This is a genomic window from Pseudodonghicola flavimaris (assembly GCF_030164425.1).
Taxonomy (GTDB): Bacteria; Pseudomonadota; Alphaproteobacteria; order Rhodobacterales; family Rhodobacteraceae; genus Pseudodonghicola; species Pseudodonghicola flavimaris.
This window is the reverse complement of record NZ_JASNJD010000001.1, coordinates 484,239-505,034: the sequence shown is the minus strand read 5'-3', so window position 1 is coordinate 505,034 and position 20,796 is coordinate 484,239. Positions and strand designations below refer to the sequence as shown.

Annotated in this window: 17 protein-coding genes; 7 read left to right on the top strand and 10 right to left on the bottom strand. The window is 68.1% G+C overall.

What is annotated here, in order from left to right; translation table 11 throughout:
• Nucleotides 1-127: 127 nt before the first annotated feature.
• The 6 genes from QO033_RS02375 to QO033_RS02350 all read left to right on the top strand — a co-directional run bounded on the left by QO033_RS02375 (nucleotide 128) and on the right by QO033_RS02350 (nucleotide 6,891).
• Entirely contained in the window at nucleotides 128-1,117 is a 990-nt protein-coding gene (locus QO033_RS02375) for a helix-turn-helix domain-containing protein (RefSeq protein WP_284479314.1), read from the top strand.
• Between the two features lie 159 nt (nucleotides 1,118-1,276).
• Complete coding sequence (locus tag QO033_RS02370) at nucleotides 1,277-3,367, top strand: extracellular solute-binding protein (RefSeq protein ID WP_284479313.1); 2,091 nt, start codon at nucleotides 1,277-1,279, stop codon at nucleotides 3,365-3,367.
• Nucleotides 3,368-3,447: 80 nt separating this feature from the next.
• A complete protein-coding gene (locus QO033_RS02365; protein WP_284479312.1) occupies nucleotides 3,448-4,251 on the top strand; it encodes an ABC transporter permease in 804 nt (267 codons plus the stop codon).
• Nucleotide 4,252: 1 nt separating this feature from the next.
• The gene (locus QO033_RS02360; RefSeq protein ID WP_284479311.1) at nucleotides 4,253-5,044 is read left to right on the top strand and encodes an ABC transporter permease; all 792 of its coding nucleotides are present in this window, start codon (nucleotides 4,253-4,255) and stop codon (nucleotides 5,042-5,044) included.
• Nucleotides 5,041-6,075 (top strand): ABC transporter ATP-binding protein, encoded by a 1,035-nt coding sequence (locus QO033_RS02355; protein ID WP_284479310.1) that lies wholly within the window; start codon nucleotides 5,041-5,043, stop codon nucleotides 6,073-6,075. The genes QO033_RS02360 and QO033_RS02355 overlap by 4 nt, the downstream gene beginning before the upstream one ends.
• On the top strand, nucleotides 6,076-6,891 hold the full coding sequence (locus QO033_RS02350) for a phosphodiesterase (protein WP_284479309.1): 816 nt from the start codon (nucleotides 6,076-6,078) through the stop codon (nucleotides 6,889-6,891).
• On the opposite strand, the gene QO033_RS02345 is transcribed toward QO033_RS02350, so the two are convergent.
• The 8 genes from QO033_RS02345 to QO033_RS02310 all read right to left on the bottom strand — a co-directional run bounded on the left by QO033_RS02345 (nucleotide 6,892) and on the right by QO033_RS02310 (nucleotide 17,135).
• Entirely contained in the window at nucleotides 6,892-7,833 is a 942-nt protein-coding gene (locus QO033_RS02345) for an ABC transporter permease (RefSeq protein WP_284479308.1), read from the bottom strand.
• On the bottom strand, nucleotides 7,830-8,882 hold the full coding sequence (locus QO033_RS02340; RefSeq protein WP_284479307.1) for an ABC transporter permease: 1,053 nt from the start codon (nucleotides 8,880-8,882) through the stop codon (nucleotides 7,830-7,832). Before QO033_RS02340 ends, QO033_RS02345 begins: the two co-directional genes overlap by 4 nt.
• Nucleotides 8,879-10,417: an ABC transporter ATP-binding protein gene (locus QO033_RS02335; RefSeq protein WP_284479306.1), complete on the bottom strand. Its 1,539-nt coding sequence runs from the start codon at nucleotides 10,415-10,417 to the stop codon at nucleotides 8,879-8,881. Before QO033_RS02335 ends, QO033_RS02340 begins: the two co-directional genes overlap by 4 nt.
• Nucleotides 10,414-11,880, bottom strand: a complete 1,467-nt coding sequence (locus tag QO033_RS02330) for an amidase (RefSeq protein WP_284479305.1) — start codon at nucleotides 11,878-11,880, stop codon at nucleotides 10,414-10,416. The genes QO033_RS02335 and QO033_RS02330 overlap by 4 nt, the downstream gene beginning before the upstream one ends.
• Before the next feature lie 4 nt (nucleotides 11,881-11,884).
• Nucleotides 11,885-12,874: a BMP family protein gene (locus tag QO033_RS02325; RefSeq protein ID WP_284479304.1), complete on the bottom strand. Its 990-nt coding sequence runs from the start codon at nucleotides 12,872-12,874 to the stop codon at nucleotides 11,885-11,887.
• A gap of 175 nt (nucleotides 12,875-13,049) precedes the next feature.
• Entirely contained in the window at nucleotides 13,050-14,342 is a 1,293-nt protein-coding gene (locus QO033_RS02320; RefSeq protein ID WP_284479303.1) for an amidohydrolase family protein, read from the bottom strand.
• Between the two features lie 58 nt (nucleotides 14,343-14,400).
• Nucleotides 14,401-15,225 carry a putative nucleotide-diphospho-sugar transferase gene (locus QO033_RS02315; RefSeq protein WP_284479302.1) on the bottom strand — a complete coding sequence of 275 codons (825 nt, stop codon included), beginning with the start codon at nucleotides 15,223-15,225 and terminating at the stop codon, nucleotides 14,401-14,403.
• The gene (locus QO033_RS02310) at nucleotides 15,222-17,135 is read right to left on the bottom strand and encodes a class I SAM-dependent methyltransferase (RefSeq protein WP_284479301.1); all 1,914 of its coding nucleotides are present in this window, start codon (nucleotides 17,133-17,135) and stop codon (nucleotides 15,222-15,224) included. The genes QO033_RS02315 and QO033_RS02310 overlap by 4 nt, the downstream gene beginning before the upstream one ends.
• A gap of 199 nt (nucleotides 17,136-17,334) precedes the next feature.
• Here QO033_RS02310 and QO033_RS02305 point away from each other — a divergent pair, with 199 nt between their 5' ends.
• Nucleotides 17,335-18,981: a tetratricopeptide repeat protein gene (locus QO033_RS02305; protein WP_284479300.1), complete on the top strand. Its 1,647-nt coding sequence runs from the start codon at nucleotides 17,335-17,337 to the stop codon at nucleotides 18,979-18,981.
• Between the two features lie 57 nt (nucleotides 18,982-19,038).
• Here the strand turns inward: QO033_RS02305 and QO033_RS02300 are convergent, their stop codons facing one another.
• On the bottom strand, nucleotides 19,039-19,548 hold the full coding sequence (locus QO033_RS02300; RefSeq protein WP_284479299.1) for a PaaI family thioesterase: 510 nt from the start codon (nucleotides 19,546-19,548) through the stop codon (nucleotides 19,039-19,041).
• Nucleotides 19,545-20,741 carry an acetyl-CoA C-acyltransferase gene (locus QO033_RS02295; protein ID WP_407682082.1) on the bottom strand — a complete coding sequence of 399 codons (1,197 nt, stop codon included), beginning with the start codon at nucleotides 20,739-20,741 and terminating at the stop codon, nucleotides 19,545-19,547. Before QO033_RS02295 ends, QO033_RS02300 begins: the two co-directional genes overlap by 4 nt.
• Nucleotides 20,742-20,796 lie beyond the last annotated feature (55 nt).

The following is a 20,796-nucleotide window of genomic DNA, read 5'->3' as shown; positions in this document are numbered from 1 at the left end:
GGTGCCGCTTTTCCGCCGGCCCGCGCGGTGGAAATCCCGCCGCATTCACGCCAGATACCCCGGATAGAGATGACCGCGGGCGCGCGCCGCCTGGCGGAGCCGGCACCGGGGTTGGAGAACGAGGGTCATGGCACAGTTGCTTCTGGGATCGCCCGCTCAGCACGCCGAGATGATCGAAGAGGCCGCACGCTCGTCGCAGCCGGGCCGCTCTGTCATCGCCGCCTCCTGGCGGCGCTCGCTGCTGCACCACCGGCTGGACCCAAAGACCCTGACCCGCCCGCCGCGTCTGGAACAGCCGCTGATCCGCCAGCACCGCGACCGCGCCGAGGCGCTGTTGCAGGCCAGCCTGCCGGTGATGGACCGGCTCGCCGGCGGTATCCTCGATACCGGCAGCTCGCTGCTGCTGGCCGACCGCCACGGGCTGATCCTGGAACAGCGCACCCGCGCCGCAGACGGAGAGCTGTTCGGCCTGGCCGGCTTGTCGGTCGGCGCCGACTGGTCCGAGGCCGCCGAGGGCACCAATGCGATCGGCACCTGCCTGGCCGATGGCCGCGCCACGGTGATCTGGCGCGATCAGCATTTCTTTGCCCGCAACCTGCCGCTGATCTGCATCGGCGCGCCGGTCGAGGCCGCCGATGGCAGCCTGGCGGGGGTGCTGAACATCTCCTCCTCGCGCGAGGATCTCAGCGATGTGCAGGCCCGGCTGATGGCGCTGGCAATTCAGGACGCCGCAGTGCAGGCCAGCACCGCGCTGTTTCACACTGCGTTTTCCGGCGCCCGGATCGTCACGCTGGGGACCGAGCCGGGCAGCGGCCCCAGCCTGCTGGCGGTGGACCGCGACGATCTGGTGATCGGGGCCAACCGCGCCGCGCGCCGGGCGCTGAAGCTCTCCGCCGCCGATCTGGACGACCGCCAGCCGCTCACCGATCTGATGGCCGACCTGCTGGGCGACAGCGCCGATCGCGGCGCCGACCTGGACCGCGCCCTGCGGTCGGAGGTGACCCGCGCGCTGCATCGCGCCCATGGCAATGTGACCCGGGCCGCAGCGGCACTGGGGATCAGCCGTGCCACGCTCTATCGCAAGATGAAGACGCTGGGGATCGCACGGCGCGGCTGAGCCGTCCCGGGGCGCCTCTCTCTGCCTGTGCGGCATCCCGGCCGCGCGGTGCTCATGCCGGGCCCATCCCCGGTGTCGCGGCGATTTCCCCTGAGTGTCACATCCCTGTTTCGAATCGCTGTTATCTCCGCCTGGAAACGTTTCCAAGCAGGCGACCCGATGTCTCAGCCCCCGAAAGTCACCATCAAGGATGTCGCCCGTGCCGCCGGCTGCGGCATCTCGACGGCGAGTCGAGTGCTGAACAATTCCGGCCCTGCCAGCGCCGAGATCCGCGACCGGGTGGAACGGGCCGCGCGCGAGATGGGGTTTTCGTTTTCGGCCATCGGCCGCGCCCTGCAGAGCCGCCGGTCGATGACCGTCGGCTGCCTGGTCCCCTCGCTCGCCAATCCCGTCTTCGCCGAGGCGGTTCAGGGCGCGCAGGAGGATCTGCAGGCGGCCGGCTATCAGCTGCTGGTCGCCAGTTCGAACTACGATGCCGACCGGGACGAGGATCTGCTGCGGATGCTCCTGGGCAAGGAGGTCGACGGGCTGATCGCCACCGTCGCCAGCCCCGCTGCCAACCCGGCGCTGGCACAGGCCCGGGCCCGCGCCCTGCCGGTGGCGCTGATGTTTCACGATCCGCTGCCGGGCTTCGCTTCCGCCTATGTCGACAACCGCGCCGCCGCGCGCGAGGTCGCCCGGCAATTCGCCGCGCTCGGCCATCGCCGCACCGGCTTTCTGGCGCTGCGGTTCTCCAGCTCGGACCGGTCGCGCAACCGCTATGACGGCTTCCGCGCCGAATGCCGGGCCCGCGGCCTGGCCGATCCGGTACTGATCGAGCTGAGCGAAAGCGATGCCGCCCGGCCTGAGGCGCTGGCCCGGACGCTGGCGGCGGAAACCGGGCTGACGGCGATCTTCGCCTCCAACGATTTTCTCGCCATCGCGGTACAGCAGGCGGCCCGGCACCTGGGCTGGCGGGTGCCGCAGGATCTTTCGGTCGCGGGGTTCGACGGCATCGGCATCGGCCGGCTGCTGGAACGCCCGCTGGCCACCATCGAGACCGATCCCGAAGCGATGGGCCGTCAGGCGGCCGCGACGCTTCTGAACGCCATGCAGGGTGGCGAGCTGCAGCAGCAGCCGCCCCTGCCCTTCACTTTTCGCGCCGGCGGCACCCTCGCGCCGCCGCCCGTGGAAAGAAAGGACGACGGCCGGGAGGCCCCCCCGACCGCCGTCTGTTCCCCCCGCCCAAGCCAAAACTCAACCGAGGAAGACCCGATGAAACATACGCTTTTCGCCACCGCCATCGCAACCGCGATCGCCGGTCCGGCCCTGGCTGAAGATGCCATCTGCTACAACTGCCCGCCGCAATGGGCCGATTGGGCCTCGATGCTGCAGGCCATCGACACCGAGATCGGCGTGCGCATGCCGCATGACAACAAGAACTCCGGCCAGACCTTCGCCCAGCTGGTCGCCGAGAAGGCAAGCCCGGTGGCCGACGTCGCCTACTACGGTGTCACCACCGGTATCAAGGCCGGCAAGGAAGGCCTGGTCGAAGCCTATAAGCCCGAAGGCTTCGATGACATCCCCGAAGGTCTGAAGGATCCGGAAGGCAAATGGTTCGCCGTCCATTACGGCACCATCGGCTTCTTCGTGAATGTCGATGCGCTGGCCGGCGCCCCGGTGCCACAGTGTTTCGCCGATCTGACCAAACCCGAGTACAAGGGCATGGTCGGCTATCTCGATCCCTCCTCGGCCTTCGTCGGCTATGCCGGTGCGGTCGGCGCCAACCTCGCCTTCGGCGGCACCCTGGAGAATTTCGACCCGGCCATCGACTATTTCAAGACCCTGGCCGAAAACGATCCGATCGTGCCCAAGCAGACCTCCTTCGCGCGCGTCGTCTCGGGCGAGATCCCGATCCTCTTCGACTATGATTTCAACGCCTATCGCGCCAAATACGAAGAAGACGGCAACTTCGAATTCGTGCTGCCTTGCGAAGGCTCGGTCCGGGTGCCCTATGTGATGAGCCTGGTGAAGAACGCCCCGCATGCCGAGACCGGCAAGAAGGTGCTGGACTTCATCCTGTCGGACGAGGGTCAGGCGATCTGGACCAACGCCTATCTGCAACCCGCCCGCCCGGTCGAATTGCCGGCCGAAGTGGCCGCCAAATTCCTGCCCGCCAGCGATTATGCCCGCGCCCAGGCGGTGAATTACGCCGAAATGGAAAAGGCCCAGTCGGGCTTCGGCGAACGCTACCTCTCCGAGGTGAAGTAACTCTCGCTCTCCCCCATGAGCGATCCGGAGGGGCGATGCGGATGCGTGTCGCCCCTCCCCCCGACAAGGACCTGATTTCCGTGACATCCCGACAGTTCACGCTTCTCTGCCTGCTGCCGCTGGCGATCTTCACGCTGGCCTTTCTGGCGCTGCCGCTGGTGCGGCTGTTTCTCGGCTCCGGCGCCGGAGAGACCGGCTGGGGCATCTATCTGACCATCCTGCGCACGCCGCGCTATCTCTCGACGCTGGCGCAGACCGTCGGCGTGTCGCTGGCGGTGACGGTGGCGGCGCTGGCGATCTCGACCACCGCGGCGCTGTTTCTGGTGCGCAACCGCTTCCCCGGGCGCGACACGCTGCTGGCGGTGTTGACCCTGCCGCTGGCCTTTCCCGGTGTCGTCGTCGGTTTCATGATCATCCTGCTGGGCGGGCGTCAGGGGCTGGTGAACCAGCTGCTGCCCGGTCATGTGGTCTTCGCCTATTCGATCTTCGGGCTGTTTCTGGGTTATCTCTATTTCTCCATCCCGCGAGTGCTGCTGACGGTGATGGCGGCGGCGGAAAAGATCGATCCGGCGCTGGAGGAGGCGGCCCGCAGCCTCGGCGCGCCGCCGCACCGGATCGTGATCGACGTGCTGCTGCCGGCGCTCGGTCCGGCGATGATCGCCGCCGGTGCCATCGCCTTCGCCACCGCCATGGGCGCCTTCGGCACCGCCTTCACCCTGGCCACCGATATCGATGTGCTGCCGATGGTGATCTATACCGAATTCACCCTGTCGGCCAATTTCGCCATGGCCTCGGCGCTCTCCATCCTGCTCGGTCTGGTGACCTGGGGCATTCTGTTGATCGGCCGCAGCCTGTCCGGCGGCACTGTCGCGGCAGGAGGCTGAGATGCTGAAATCACCCGCCAAACTCCTGCAGCTGCTGGTGACGCTGCTGGCCTGTGCCTTTCTCTTCGTCCCGACGGTGCAATCGGTGCTGGCCGGGGTCACCGCGAACTACTTCCGCGGCCTGTCCTCCGGTCTGACGCTGAAATGGATCGGCGAGGTCTGGACGCTCTATTCCGCGTCGATCTTCCTGTCGATCTGGATCGCGCTGGCCTGCCTGGTGGTGACGCTGATCATCGGGGTGCCGGCGGCCTATGCGCTGGCGCGCAATCCCGGCCGGCTGTCGCGGGTGCTGGAGGAATTCATCTCTCTGCCCCTCGCGGTGCCGGGTCTGGCGCTGGCACTGGCGCTGCTGCAGCTCTATGGCGGCTATACCGAGTTCCGCACCAGCTGGGCCTTCATCCTGGTCGGCCACGTGCTCTACACCCTGCCCTTCATGCTGCGGGCCGTGCTGGCGGTGCTGGCCGCCATCGACCTGAAAACGCTTGAGGAAGGCGCCGCCTCGCTCGGTGCCGGCCCGGCGCGGCGCTTCGTCGATGTGGTGGTGCCCAATGCGCTGCCCGGCATCCTCGCCGGCGCGCTGACGGTGGTGACCCTGTCGATCGGCGAATTCAACCTGACCTGGATGCTGCAAACCCCCTTCACCAAGACCCTGCCGGTGGGGCTGGCCGACAGCTATGCCTCGATGCGGCTGGAAATCGCCTCCGCCTATACGCTGGTCTTCTTCGTGATGATCGTGCCGCTGCTGGTGGCCATGCAATGGGCCACCGCCCGCGCCCAGAGGATCCTGCAATGACCCTTACCCTCCGCTCCATCGCCAAGACATTTGCCGGCGGCACCCGGGCGCTGCTGCCCACCGATCTGCAGATCGAACAGGGCGAGATCGTCTCGCTGCTCGGCCCCTCGGGCTGCGGCAAGACCACGCTCTTGCGCATCATCGCCGGGCTGGAAACCCCCGATCCCGGAGCGACGGTCCGTTTCGACGGCGAGGATGTGACCGCGCTGCCGGTCGAGAAACGCCAGGTCGGCATGGTGTTTCAGTCCTATGCGCTCTTTCCCAACATGTCGGTGCGCAAGAACATCGGCTACGGGCTGAAGATGCAGAATCTGCCGAAGGCCGAGATCGCCGCCCGGGTCGAGGAGGTGATCGCGCTCTGCCGGCTGGAGCCCTATGCCGACCGCCCGGTCACCGCCCTCTCCGGCGGTCAGCGGCAGCGGGTGGCACTGGCCCGAGCGGTGGCGCCGCGACCCCGGCTGCTGCTGCTGGACGAGCCGCTCTCGGCGCTCGACGCGGCCCTGCGCGGCCAGCTGCGCGACGAACTGGCGCTGTTGCTGCGCAGCTTCGGCATCACCGCGATCTTCGTCACCCACGATCAGGATGAGGCGATGGCGATCGCCGACCGCGTCGCGGTGATGAGCCATGGCCGCGTCGTCCAGATCGGCACGCCGGAGGCGCTCTACCGCAACCCGGCGACCGCCTTTGTCGCCCGCTTCGTCGGGGCTGCCATGCCGCTCGGCGGCCGGATCGAGGACGACCGGCTGCACCTGCCCGGCGGTGCGCTACCGCTCGCCTCCGCGACCGTCGGTCATCAGGCCTTCGTGCGGGCCGAGGACGTGCGCCTCGATCCCGACGGCGCGCTGGCGGCGCGGGTCGAAACTGTGACCTTCCTCGGCACCCACTACCGCGTCGCGCTTTCCGGCGCGACGGAGCAGCCGCTCTTTGCCCTGCACAGCGGGCTGAGCGCGCCGGCGCCGGGCGACAGCGTTCGCCTCTCCATCGCCCCCGGGGCGATCCTCACCCTGCCCACCGAAGACCGGATTGCCTGAATGCCCAGTTTCCTCCAGATCACCGACACCCATATCGTTGCCGACGGCACCCTCGCCTATGGCCGGTCCGACACCGCCGCGGCGCTGGAGCGCGCGGTGGAGACGATCAACGCCCGGCTGCCGCTGCTCGGCGGCGTAGAATGCGCCATCGTCACCGGCGATCTCACCGATCACGGCAGCGAAGAGGAATACGACCGGTTCAAGGCGATCATGTCGCGGCTGCAGCTGCCCTATCTCGCCATCCCCGGCAATCACGACCTGCGCGGCCCGATGCGGGTGGCTTTCGCCGGAGAGGATTGGATGCCGATGCAGGGCCCGATCCAGTGGCGGCGCGACATCGGCGCCCTGACCGTGATCGGCCTCGACACCCTGCTGGAGGGCGCCCATTACGGCCATCTCTCCGACGCAGGTTTCGCCTTTCTCGACAGCACGCTCAGCAGTCTGGGGCCCCGTCCGGCGGTGATCGCCACCCATCACCCCTGGATGCTGTCGGGCATCGACGCGATGGATCAGGACAATCTGCGCAACGGCGCCCGGCTGATCGAGCGGCTGCAGGCCCATCCCGGACCGGTGCGGATGATCTCGGGCCATGTGCATCGGGCGATCACCGGACAGATCGGCAAGGTCACCTGCCAGATCGGCCCGGCGCCCTGCCACGCGGTGCATCTGGATCATCGCCGGCAGGCGGAGAACGCCCTGATCCTGGAGCCGGGCGCGGTTACCGTCTATTGCCAGCCGGCGACGCAGCCGGGGCTGCTGATCTCGGACCTGCTGCCGGTCGGCAGCTTCGCCGGGCCCTGGCCGTTCTTTCCCTGATCACCGCTCGCCGCGCCGATAGGGCTGCATCAGCGCCTGCGGCACCCGGGCGCGGCGGGCCATGGCGATCAGCGCCAGGATCGAAAGCACGTAAGGCAGCATCAGGAACAGCTGATAGGGCACCCCGTCGACCACCGTCTGCAGCCTGAGCTGGAAAGCGTCGAAGAAGGCGAAGAGCAGCGCCCCCAGCAGCGCCCGGCCCGGCCGCCACAGCGCGAAGACCACCAGCGCCACGCAGATCCAGCCGCGCCCCTGCACCATCGTCGGGAAGAAGGAGTTGAAGGCCGCCAGCGTCAGGAAGGCGCCGCCCATGCCCATCAGCGCCGAGCCCGCCATGATGGTGCCGATCCTCAGCCGGATCGGATCGATCCCCTGCGCGTCCACCGCATGCGGGTTTTCCCCGGTCATCCGCATCGCCAGCCCCAGCGGCGTACGATAGAGCCCATAGGCCAGCACCGCCACCAGCGCCAGCGCCAGATAGGTCGGCGCGGTCTGGGTGAAGAGGATCGGCCCCAGAACCGGGATCTCGGACAGGCCCGGCACCGGATAGGCGCGGAACGGCTCCACCGTCGGGGGGGAGGAAGAGGTCGGCACCGCCAACCGGAACACATAATAGGAGAAGCTGGAGGCAAAGAGCGTGATGCCCAGACCGGTGACATGCTGGCTGAGCCCGAAGACCACCGTCAGCACCGCGTGCAACAGCCCGAAGACCGCGCCCCCCAGCGCCGCCGCCAGCATCCCCAGCCACAGATCGCCACCGGAATAGACCGTCAGCCAGCCCACCATGGCCCCGAAGGTCATGATCCCCTCGATCCCGAGGTTCAGCACCCCCACCCGTTCGCACAGCAGCACACCCAGGGTGCCGAAGATCAGCGGCGTGGCGATGCGCAGCACCGCCTCCCACATGCCGACAGAGCCGAGAATATCGAGAAGAACGCTCATCTGCGGATCCTGTATTGGGTGAGAAACAACGCCACCAGCATGGTCAGAAGCGACAGCGCCACGGTGACATCAGCGATATAGCTGGGGATCCCCAGCGCCCGGGACATCGAATCCGCGCCGACGAACATCACCGCCGAGAACAGCGCCGCGCCGATCACCCCGATCGGGTTCAGGTTGGCCAGCATGGCGATGACGATGCCGGAGTAGCCATAGCTGGGCGACAGATCGGTGGTGACATAGCCCTTGACCCCCATCACCTCGATGGCGCCGGCCAGCCCGGCCAGCCCGCCCGAGAGGCAGGCCACCGCCACCAGCGTCCGGCCCAGCGGCACCCCGGCGAAGGCGGCAGCACGCGGGTTAAGCCCGGCGGCACGCGACCGCAGGCCGAAGACGGTGCGCGCCTGCAGCCACCAGACCGCCAGCGCCATGACCACGGCAATCACCAGACCGGCATGCAGCCGGGTCCGCGCCATCAGCTTGGGCAGCTCCGCCTCGCGCGGCACCGGCACCGATTGCGGCCAGCCGAAGGCCAGCGGATCCTTCATCACCCCTTCGATCATCAGCGACACGAAGAGCACGGCGACAAAGTTCAGAAGCAGCGTGGTCACCACCTCGTCCACCCCGAATTTCAGCCGGAGCCCCAGCGGCAACAGCAACAGGATCATCCCCGCAACCGCGCCCGCGATCAGGCAGAGCAGTATGACCAGCGGCGCCGGCAGCCCGGCCAGCGCCGGGATCATCCCGAAGCCCGCCACCGCCAGCGCGCCCATATAGAATTGCCCCTCGCCGCCGATGTTCCACAGCCGGGCGCGAAAGGCCACCGCCGCGGCCAGCCCGGTCAGGATCAGGGGCGTCGCCCGCGTCAGCGTCTCGGAAAACCCCAACCGTGAACCGAAGGCGCCCTTCAGGATCAGCCCATAGGCCTCAAACACATTGGCGCCGGCGATGGCGATCAGCAGCCCGGCGACGACCAATGCGGCCAGCACCGCGCCAATGGGCGCCAGCAGGGTCAAACTGGCGGAGGGATGCTCGCGTCGTTCAAATCTCATTTCGCTTCGCCTTCCGCCTCGATCCGTTCCGCCGCCGTCCAGTCCCCCGCCATCATCAGCCCCAGCAGTTGCGCATCGGCGCGCTCCGCCGGGATCGCCGGCGACAGCCGGCCGCCGACGATGGCGCGGATCCGGTCGGAGAGTCCGATCACCTCGTCCAGGTCTTCCGAGATCAGCAGCACGCCGGCACCGCGCCCGCGTGCCTCAAGCAGCCGTTCGTGCACCCCGGCAATGGCGCCTTCGTCCAGGCCGCGGCTGGGCTGGGCGGCGATCAGGATGTCGGGCCCGGCGGTCAGCACCCGGCCCAGGATCAGCTTTTGCATGTTACCGCCCGACAACAGCCGGATGCGGCCATCGACACTGGCGCCGCGCACGTCGTAATCGCGGATGATCGCCTCGGTCGCGGCCCGCGCCGCGGCGCGGCGAACCATGCCGCCAGAGGAGAACTCCGGCGCCCAGATGCGTTCCAGCACCGCGTTTTCCCAGGTGCTCATGTCGCCGATGGTGCCCTCGGCATTGCGATCCTCGGGGATGCGGCCGATACCGGCGGCGATGGCGTGGGGCACATCGTAGCGCGCGGGCGCGTGTCCCTTGATCAGCAGCGCGCCGGCGTCCGGCGCATAGAGGCCCGAGACCAGACCGGCCAGCGTCGTCTGGCCGTTGCCGGAAACGCCGATGATCCCCAGCGTCTCACCCGCGTGTAGCCGGAAGCTCACCCCGCGGAGCGAGGCAGCGCCCTTACCGCCCAGGCTCACATCCACCGCCTCCAGCAGTACCGCGCCGGGTCTCGCCGGCAGACGCTCGGGGCGCTGGACGGCGCGCCCCACCATCAGCTCGGCCAGCTCCTCCTTCGAGGTCTCGGCCGTCTCCCGTTCCGCCACCACCCGGCCCCGCCGCAGCACGACAACCCGGTCAGAGGCCGACATCACCTCATGCAGCTTGTGGCTGATGAAGATCAGCGACAGCCCCTTGGCCGCCATCTCGCGCAGGGTGGCGAACAGGCTCTCGGCCTCCTGTGCGGTCAGGACGGCGGTGGGTTCGTCGAGGATCAGCACCTCGGCATCGTTGTAAAGCGCCTTGAGGATCTCCACCCGCTGGCATTCGCCCACCGACAGATCGGCAACCCGCGCCTCAGGATCGACCTTGAGACCGAAGCGCTGCGACAGCTCCATCAGCTTGGCGCGGCCGGCGGCACGATCCGAGCGCAGCTTCCACAGGCTTTCGGTGCCGGTCATCACGTTTTCCAGCACCGTCAGGTTGGGTGCCAGGGCGAAATGCTGGTGCACCATGCCGACACCGGCGCGGATGGCGGCGCGCGATTTCCCGGGCGGCAGCGCCTGCCCCTTGACCCGCACACTGCCCTCATCAGCGGTGTAATGACCGAAGAGGATCGACATCAGCGTGGTCTTGCCGGCGCCGTTCTCACCCAGCAGCGCGACGATCTCACCCTTCTCCAGATGCAGCGAGACATCCTCGTTGGCGGTGACGGCTCCGAAGCGCTTGGTGATGTGATCGAGTTCCAGAACCCGGGTCATGCGTCCTCTCCGAACAGGGGGATCGGGTGGGTCCAGCGGCCGGCACGCTCCAGCGTGGCGCCAAGCGCCAGCAGGCGCAGGTCGCCGCCGATGGGGGCGATCATCTGCACCGGCAGCGGCAGGCCGTCGGCATCGGCGCCAAAGGGCAGCGTCAGCGCCGGCGCGCCAGTGATATTGGCCAGGGCCGCATAGGGGGCGAAGGCCTCCATCCGCGCCAGCTGTGCCTCCGGGTCGCGGTGATCGGTCGGAAAGGTCCCGAGCGGCGGCGGCGCGGTCGAGAGCATCGGCAACAGCAGCACATCGACCTCGTCGAACATCCGCCACAGCCGGTGGGCAGCCGCCACCCCGGCCTCCAGCGCCGCCCAGAGATCAGTGGCCGAGAGCCTGCTCCCCCGCCCGGCGAAGGCCTGGGTCAGCGGTTCGCAGCGGGCGATGTCGAGCCCGCCGGCCGCGAGGGTCGCCAGATTGGCCGACACGATGCGGTCGAAGCCTCGCGCGCTGATCCGACGGATCTCCGCCAACGCTGCCACCGGGATCGGGGCCAACCGGTGACCGGCGGCCTCCAGCTCCTGGCCCGCCGCCTCGATCGCGCCGGCGCGGGCCGGATCGACGCCCTCCCCCCCGGAGATCAGGCCGATGGTCAGCGGTCCCTCCGCGGGCAGCGGTGCGGCATCGGCGAAGGGGCCGCGCGCGGCGCCGGTCAGCAACGGCCAGAGCGCGCGGGCATCGCGGATGCTGCGGGTTACGGCGAATTCGCTGGCGATCCCGCCCAGATGGTTGCCGAAGCCCGGCCCGCCGGGAATGGCCCCGCGCGACGGCTTCAGCCCGATCAGGCCGCAAGCCGCCGCCGGCACCCGGATCGAGCCGCCGGCGTCCGTGGCATGGGCCAGCGGCACTATGCCGGCCGCCACTGCCGCGGCGCTGCCCCCGGAGGAGCCCCCGGCGCTGCGCGTCGGATCGAGCGGATTGCGGCAGAGCGGCCCCACCGCCGGTTCGGATGACAGCGACAGGCCGAATTCCGGCACCGTGGTGGCGCCGAAGGGGCGAAAGCCGGCGGCGCGGAACCGCCGGGCCAGATCGCTGTCTGCGACGCCCTTCTTCTCCGCCAGTGCGGCGGAGCCCGCCCGCATCGGGATGCCTGCAAAGGGTCCGCCCAGATCCTTGACCAGCAGCGGCACCCCGGCGAAGGGGCCATCCGGGGCACCTTGAGGCAGCGACGCCGTCTCCGGCGCCAGCCAGCTGACCGCACCGAGTTCGGCCACCTCGGCGGCGCGGGCCCGGGCGCGGACCATTGCCGCAGCCGGGCTCAGCGCACCGTCGGCGATGGCACGGGCTAGCCCCGTGGCGTCGCCCATCGCCACGGCAACCGGGCTGCTGTCGTCTGTCGGGTGCGGGAAAAGCGGTGGCGTCATGTCGTCGGACATGCCGCGCGCCGAAACGCGCGGCACGATGATGTCGGACACCGGATCAGGCCGGCTCGGCGAAGTTGCGCGGCACTTCGAACTCGCCCGCCATAATGGCGGCGCGGGTTTCCAGCATCGCCTTGACGGCGGCCTCGGGGGCGGCGCCTTCCACGTATTTGATGTCGCTGCCGCCATCCTTCATCAGGCTGAGCGGCGTGTAATTCTTGCCCACCGGCTTGCCCGAAGTGGCATCGGCCAGCGCCGCGTCCAGCAGCGGCCGGAACGACCACATGGCATTGGCAAAGACGGTCTCCGGGTAGCGCGGGGTATAGTCGATCAGCGAACCGATCGCCTTGATGCCACGCTCCTGCGCCGCATCGGCGGTACCGATGCGTTCGCCGAAGAGGATATCGGCGCCGCTGTCGATCTGGGCCAGACCGGCCTCGCGCGCTTTCGGCGGATCGAAGAAGGTGCCGATGAAGCTGACCAGATGCTTGGCCTCCGGGTTCACCGCCTTCACGCCCTCGGCAAAACCGTTGATCAGCATGTTGACCTCGGGGATCGGGATCGCGCCGACCGAGCCAACGGTGCCGGTCTCGGTCATGGCGCCGGCCAGCATGCCGCAGAGATAGGCAGCCTCCCAGTTCCAGGTGCCGTAGACGCCGAAGTTGTCGCCCGAGGCTTCGCCGGAGGAGCCCATCAGGAAGGCGGTGTCGGGGTAATCGGCGGCGACGGTGCGCGCCTCGCGTTCCACCGCGTAGGATTCGCCGACGATCAGCACGTTGCCGGCCTCGGCATATTCGCGCATGGCGCGGGGATAGTCGGTACCTGACACCCCTTCGGAGAAGGTATATTCGATCACCCCCTCTTCATCGGCGGCCAGCATCGCCGCATGCAGGACCGAGTTCCAGGCGTTCTCCACCGGCGAGGCGTGGATGCCGGCCACCTTGACCGGAGCCGCCTGCGCCCGCAGCCCCGGAGCGAAGAGCGTCGAGGCGCCGAGCGCCGCGCCGGTGCCCAGAAGGCGGCGGCGGTTCATCAGAATACGTGTCATGGCATGTCTCCCGTTTCGGCCCGATCCCTCTGTGCCGGGCGCATTGTTATCGCCGCGAGGCGGCAGTGCTGTCAGTCGGCGCGCAGCGCGGCCGCCCTGTCAAGGGCGGCCATGGCCGAGGCTCAGGCTCCGGGCCGCGTTCTGCCGCCGAAATGGGCGATTTCTGACCAAATAGTCAAGACGCGTGACGCGGCGCATAATCCGCCGGATCCACCGTCGACGGGCGGCCGTCCAGCGCCAGCCGGCTGACCTCCGGCGCGGTTTCCGCCAGCACCTTGCCGCGACGGATCACCTTCAGGCGGTTGGGGCGCAACCGGATCGCCTCGGCCGGGTCCTTGGCCTGCAGGATCACCATATCGGCATTGCAACCCGGCGCGATGCCATAGCCCTCAAGCCCCATGATCTTCGCCGAATTCACCGTCACCGCATCGAAGAGCGCGCGTTTGTCGACGCCCGAGCCCATCTGGGTCACATGCAGCGCCATATGCGCCACATCGAGCAGATCGCCGGTGCCCATCGAATACCAGGGGTCGAGCACGCAGTCCTGACCGAACCCGACGGTCAGCCCCGCCTCCATCAACTGCGGGATACGGGTGTGGCCGCGCCGCTTGGGATAGCTGTCGTGCCGGCCCTGCAGCATGATGTTGATCAGCGGATTGGGGATCACCCGCAGATCGGCCTCCGCCATCAGCGGGATCAGCTTGGAGACATAGTAATTGTCCATCGAATGCATCGAGGTCAGATGCGATCCCGCCACCCGGCCCTGCAGCCCGAAGCGCACCGTCTCCGCCGCCAGGGTTTCGACATGGCGCGACATCGGATCGTCGCTTTCGTCGCAATGCATGTCGACCATCAGACCGCGATCCGCCGCGATCCGGCACAGCGCCGCGACCGACCGGGCGCCATCCTCCATGGTGCGTTCGAAATGCGGGATGCCGCCGACGATATCGACGCCCATGTCGAGCGCCCGGGTCAGCGCCGCCTCCGCCTCAGGGCAGCGGTAATAGCCGTCCTGCGGAAAGGCGACCAGCTGCAGGTCGATATAAGGCGCCACCTTCTCGCGCACCTCCAGCAGCGCCTCGGCGGTGACCAGCCGGGGATCGGAGACATCGACATGGCTGCGGATCGCCAGAAGCCCCTTCGACACCGCCAGATCGCAATAGCGGATGGCGCGCTCCACCAGCGCCTCCCGGGTCAGGGTCGGACGCAGCTCGCCCCAGAGCGCGATCCCCTCCAGCAGCGTGCCGGAGACATTCATCCGCGGCAGCCCCAGCGACAGGGTGGCATCCATGTGGAAATGCGGATCGACAAAGGGCGGGCTGACCAGCAGGCCGCCGGCGTCGATCACCTCGGCCGCATCCGCGGTGATGGCGGGCTCCACCGCGGCGATCCTGCCGGCGCTGACCGCGATATCGAGACCACTCCGCCCGTCGGGAAGCGTTGCGTTGCGAATGAGAAGATCGAACATCCTGAGCCCTTTACCTGAGTCTGCGCCGGGCCGACCCTAGGCAGGACCCAGGCGAATGTCACGCGGCGCCCTGCCCAGCGCCGCCCTCCCGATCCGGCTCAGCCGACGAATGCGGGTCGGGATCGGAGCGCGCGTCCCAGATCCCCAACCCGGAGAGACAGACGCGTTTCTCGTCGCAGGTCTTGCCCGAGACCGGATGGGCGACGACCATGTCCGGCGCCAGCCGCTCGACCAGCCGCGGAAAGGCGTGATGCGGCAGCACCGCGATCGAGGGGACATCCTGACGGCCAGCGCGGGGCACCGCCCGGATCGGCGCGCGGGAGGCGACAAAGGTCTTGCCGCGGAACGCGATGTCGTAGGGGTCATCGATCTGCCAGCTGTCGATCATCGCCGAGACGACGCGGTTTACCGCGGCCTGATCGTCCTGATCGGCCTCGATCCGCGCGGCGACCTGATCGATAAAGCTCAGGATCCGCGGGCTGGGCGCCAGGCTGAAGAACCCGCAGCACAGGACCAGCCGCAGACGGTCATGCACATCGGGCGGCCAGATCGTCCCCTGCGAGAACACCGCCTCCGCCTCGCAGGCGGCGAGATGCGGGCGCGGATCGGCCAGCCAGACCGCGTCCGCATCGGAGTGGATGAAGCCGGTGCCGCCCTGCAGCAGTTCGCGGAACACGGCGACGCGATGCAGCCACAGCCCCTCAAGCCCGTCGCCGGCATAGGGCCGGTGCAACACCCGCTCCGGCGGAAAGGCGGCGCGGGTCTCCTCGTCCAGCGTCACCAGCCGGGCCTGATCCTCCAGCCCGATGGCCCGCAAGGCCAGCAGCCAGTTGCGCGCCACCGGGATATAGGCGGCATTGGCGAAGGCGATGATCAGGCTCATTTGCGCCACCCGATGCAGGAGTAGTCGATCTTCTCGCCCGGTGTCGCCATGCCCCGTGCCGCGAAGAAATCGTCGACCGCCCTCGCACATCCGGTCCAATGCCCGTAGCCGTCGATGATGACATAGCCGCCCGGTTCGACCAGATCGTAGAGCCGCGCCAGCGCCGCATCGGTGGGCGCGAAGAGATCGGCATCGATCCGCAGGATGGCGATCTTCTCCGGCGCGATGCCGGGGACCGTCTGCTCCGCCGGCCCTTCGATCAGGAAGAGGTGGTCCGGCGCCACTCCCGCAGCCTCCACACGGCTGCGCACTTCCGGCGCCGAACAGGTCTCCGCCTTGTACTTGCGCAGATCATAGGCCCCGATGGCGACCCCGTTCAGATCGACCTCATCGGGCAGGCCGGGAAGGAACCCGGCAAACGTGTCGTAGAGATAGAAATCCCGGGGGAACTGCCGCGAGGCGGAGAGCCCGGCGATCACGCACGAATGGCCAGCGGCGACGCCGACCTCGACAAAGGCGCCGCTGAGCCCCTGCGCCTCGACATCGCGCATCGCCCGGATCAGATAGTCCGCGCGGCCGGCTCCCTCGGCGCTGCCATCAGTATAGATCGACGGATGGTTCACCCTCGCGTAGATGCGCCGCATCTCAGCCAGAACCTTGCCATTGCGGTCCTGCTCCTCGACACCATAGCGCGCGATCGCGTGGGTCCAGCGGGCACGATGCGACGCAGCGATCATCTCTTCGAACCCGCCGGTCTCAAGCCGGCCGGCTGCGATCCAGCGGTTCACTTCCGCATTCAGCGCCGCGTTCTGGGTATCGTCGATGCAGAGAACATGATCCCGGGCGACCAGCGGCCTCAGCAGCTCCAGATCCGCGGCGATGGTCTTTTCCTTGCCCCCGTCCAGATGGACTAGATCATATTTCTCCTTCGGCAGCCTCGGCAGCACATCGGTGGAGTATCCCTCGATCAGCTCAAGCCGCCCCGGGAACATCGCGTCGAGGTATTTGAAACAGGCGCGGGTATGCACGAATTCCAGCGGATCAACGATCGTTAGCCGCGAAGTCGGATTGGCCAGCAGCATCAGCAGCGCCGAATGCCCCGCGGCAAAGCCCACTTCGAGGATTTCCCCGGCATCGGCGGCGAGCCGTCGCAGATTCTCCCGCTTCCAGTGCAGCGAATGTTCCGGTCGGCCGGCACAAGCCGCCTTGAGCGCGACATAGAACAGGTTGCCGGTGAACTGCTTGCCCATCCGCAGCACGATGGACAGAAGATCCTGCAGATAGGGGCGCGCACGTTCCTCCAGCGCCAGCAGTTCGGCGGAGCGCTCCGGCGCGTGAAACACCTGAAGGTTCCGGCGATGGTTGATGTTGCGCCGGTTGCTCATGTTCCGCGCCAGCAGGGTCAGATGCGGATCGAACCGGCAGCCGCGACGGGTGAACTCCCCGCGCCATTCCAGTTCCGGGCGTTCGGCGACATGGCCGTGTCCGCCCTGCCCGGGCCGGGCCGCGGAAAAGACGATCAGCCGCCCGGCACGGGCGACCAGGAAATCGAAAAGCGCCTCATGCAGGTCGGCCGGCACATGTTCCGCCACCTCGATCGACAGCACCATGTCGAACAGCTGATCCAGCACCCGGGGGGGCGGATCGGTGAGCACGTTGACGTTCAGAAGGTTCAGGTTGTTGTCCAGCGGCGTCTCAAGCACGACATCGGGCTCCAGACAATAGGACGGCTCCAGCGGCACCTGATCCGAGACATACTTGGCAAGCGCGCAGATCCCCGATCCGAATTCCAGCATGTTCCTGGGTTGCACGTGACGGGCAATGAAATCTCCCAGCCCCGAATTCAGGTTTTGACCATACAGCTTTTCATGGGTCTGACGATCCCAGCTGCCGCCTTCCTGCCCTTTCATGAACGTTCCACTTCGCCTTGCAAGATGTCGCCAAAGAATGTGCGCGCACTATCGGGATCGTGCCGCCGAAAGGCAACCGCCGAACCGGTTGCGGAACACAGACGATATTGAGCGCCGGATGTGTTACTCTCCGCCGGGACTCCTCGCGACCGCAACATCCAGCATGCCGGCTGCATGCCCCTAAACGAGAGGACTTCTGATGACACCGACCTTCGATCTGGGCCGCTATTCACGTCCAATCACAACATCCGTGCCGGAGACGCAGGCGCATTTCGACCAAGGGCTGATCTGGCTCTATGGCTACAATCACGAAGCCGCCGCCGAGGCCTTCGCAGCCGGGGCGGCGGCGGATCCCTCCTGCGGGGCGGCGCACTGGGGCCTCGCCCATGCGATCGGGCCCAATTACAACAAGCCTTGGGAATTCTTCGACGCGGAGGAACGGCAGCAGACACTGGCCCGGGCGCATCGCGCACTCGATCAGGCGAGGGCGCTGCGCGACCAGCTCAGCCCGGTGGAGAACGATCTGATCGAGGCGCTCGCAGCGCGCTATCCCGACGATCCCAGCATCGAGGATTACGGCCCCTGGAACGACGGATTCTCGGAGGCGATGCGCCGGGTCTATGCCGCCCATCCCGGGGATCTGGATGTCGTCGCGCTCTTTGCCGAGGCGCTGATGAACAGGACCCCCTGGCTGCTCTGGGATCTGCAGACCGGCGCCCCGCGCGAGGGGGCCTCGACCCGCGAGGCGCAAGCGGCGCTGGAAACCGCCTTCGACCATCTGCCCGGCGCCTGGGACCATCCCGGGCTTCTGCACATGTACATCCACCTGATGGAAATGTCGCCAACGCCGGAAAAGGCGCTGCGGCACGGCGACCGGCTGACCGATCTCGTGCCGGACAGCGGCCATCTGGTGCATATGGCGACCCATATCGACGTGCTGTGCGGCGACTATCACAACGTGGTCACCCGCAACCGCGCGGCGGCGGAGATCGACCGCAAGTACGAGGCCCACGCCGGCGCGCAGAACTTCTATACCGTCTACCGCATCCATAACGTGCATTTCGAAGCCTACGGCGCGATGTTCCTCGGTCAGCCCGAGGTCGCCCTCGCCGCCTCCGACCGGCTCAAGGAGATGCTGCCCGAAGAGGTGCTGCGCTTCATGCCGGAGCTGTTCGAGAGCTTCTATGGCAAGAAGATCCACGTCATGGTCCGCTTTGGCCAGTGGCAGGCCATTCTGGACGAACCGATGCCGGGCGATCCCGCTCTCTACCGCTATACAACTGCCGCCATCCATCAGGCCCGCGCCATCGCCTTCGCCAATCTCGGCCGCCATGTCGAGGCCGCCGCCGCCCGGGCCGAAGCGGTCGCCGCCCGCCAGAGCATCCCCGACGACTGGATGGTCTTCAACAACACCGCCGAAGATGTGCTGCAGGTCGGCGAGGCGATGATGGACGGAGAAATCGCCTTCAAGGCCGGCCGGCAGGAGGAAGGGCTCGACCATCTGCGCCGCTCGGTCGAGCTCGACGACAACCTGCTCTATGACGAACCCTGGGGCTGGATGCAGCCCGCGCGGCACGCGCTCGGCGCGCTATTGATGGAGGCGCAGCATTATGACGAGGCCGAGGCCGTCTATCGGGCCGATCTCGGGCTCGACGATACGCTGCCACGGCCCTGCCAGCACCCGCGCAATATCTGGAGCCTGCATGGCCTGCACGAATGCCTGGTCCGCCGCGGCGCCCTGACTGAGGCCCGGCATCTGAAAATGCCGCTCGATCAGGCGATCGCCCGGGCCACCGTGCCGATCCGGGCCTCCTGCTATTGCCGGCGCCACACGCAGGCCGCCTGAGCCGGACCTGACGGCCAGACGCGGCAACACCCCTGCGCCGCCGCGGGTCCGCCGTTGTCAGCCCACCTGCCGGATGAAACAGGTGGTGGTGCCGGTGGCGAGAATGCGCCCCTCGCGGTCTTCGACCCGGCCGGAGGCGGTGGCGGTGTTGCGCCCCCGGCTCTGCACCTCGGCCAGACAGCGGACCTGCCCGGTGGCGGCCAGCACGGGGCGGATGAATTTCACTTCCGTCCCAAGCGAGGCATAGGTCTCCCCCGGCGCCAGCGTCGTCTGCACCGCGCAGCCCAGGGCGGAATCCAGCAGCGTCATGGTCCAGCCGCCATGCACCAGGCCCATCGGGTTCAGATATTGCGCCGACGGGTTGCCGAGAAACACCATCCGCCCCTCGGCGATCTCATGGATCCACTGATGCATCACGGCGACGATGGGCGGCGCCGGAAACTGCCCTGCCACCACGGCCTGCATCTGTTCCAGACCGCTCATCCCGGCGGCCTGTTTCGGATCGGCAAGACCGAAGCGCAGTTCCGGCATCGGGATCTCGGCGGCAATCGGGGTCTGGTCGGTCATGCCGGCACCTCCACCGCGATGGCCGTGGCCTCACCTCCACCGATGCAGAGACAGGCGATCCCGCGCCGCAGCCCGCGCGCCCGCAGCGCGTGGATCAGGGTGACCAGGATCCGGGCCCCGGTCGCGCCGATGGGATGCCCCAGCGCGCAGGCGCCGCCATTGACGTTCAGCCGGTCACGCGGGATGCCGATGTCCTTGGCCGCCGCCATCGCGACCACCGCGAAGGCTTCGTTGATTTCGTAGAGATCGACGTCCTCCGCCTGCCAGCCGACCTGATCCAGCAGCTTGCGGATCGCCGGGATCGGGGCGGTGGTAAACCAGGCCGGATCCTGGGAATGGGTGGCATGACCCAGAATCCGCGCCAGAACCGGCACCCCTTCCGCCTCCGCCCGGCTCTGCGCCGCCAGCACCAGCGCCGCCGCCCCATCGGCATTTGCCGAGGAACTGGCCGCAGTGATCGTGCCGCCGGCTCCGAAGGCGCTGCGCAGGGTCGGGATCCGCCCGGGGTCGATCTGCTCCGGCCGCTCGTCCCGGGCGATCTCCACCGCGCCCCGGCGAGTGGTCAGGGTGATCGGGGTGGTCTCCGCGTCGAAGGCGCCGGAGGTCACCGCCGCCCGCGCCCGCTCCAGCGTCTCGATGGCATAGGCGTCCTGATCGGCGCGGGTGAACTGATAGCGCTCCGCCGTCGCCTCGCCGAAAGCACCCATCGGCCGGCCACGGTCATAGGCGTCCTCCAGCCCATCGTTCATCATGTGGTCGAGCACCTCGGCGCTGCCCGCCTTGCGGCCGCGGCGCATCTCCGGCAGCAGGAAGGGGGCGGAGGACATCGCCTCCATGCCGCCAGCGACGACGATGCCGGCACTGCCGGCGCGGATCAGGTCGTGGCCCAGCATTACCGCCTTCATCCCCGAACCGCAGACCTTGTTGATCGTGGTGGCGCCCACCGCATCGTCCAGCCCGGCGGCCCGCGCCGCCTGTCGCGCCGGGGCCTGGCCCTGCCCGGCCGGCAGGACGCAGCCCATCAGCACCTCCGACACATCGGAGCCCCCCAGGCCGGCATCGGCAAGGGCGGCCCTGATCGCCGCGGTTCCCAGCGCGGTGGCCGGGGTCTGGGCCAGAGCGCCCATGAAGGCCCCCAGCGGCGTGCGCCGCGCGGCGAGCACGGCAATGGGATCGGTTTCAATGACAGTCATCGTCTTCCTCCTGATGTCCCATTTAGAGTATGACCATAATCCAACTTGTCAACAA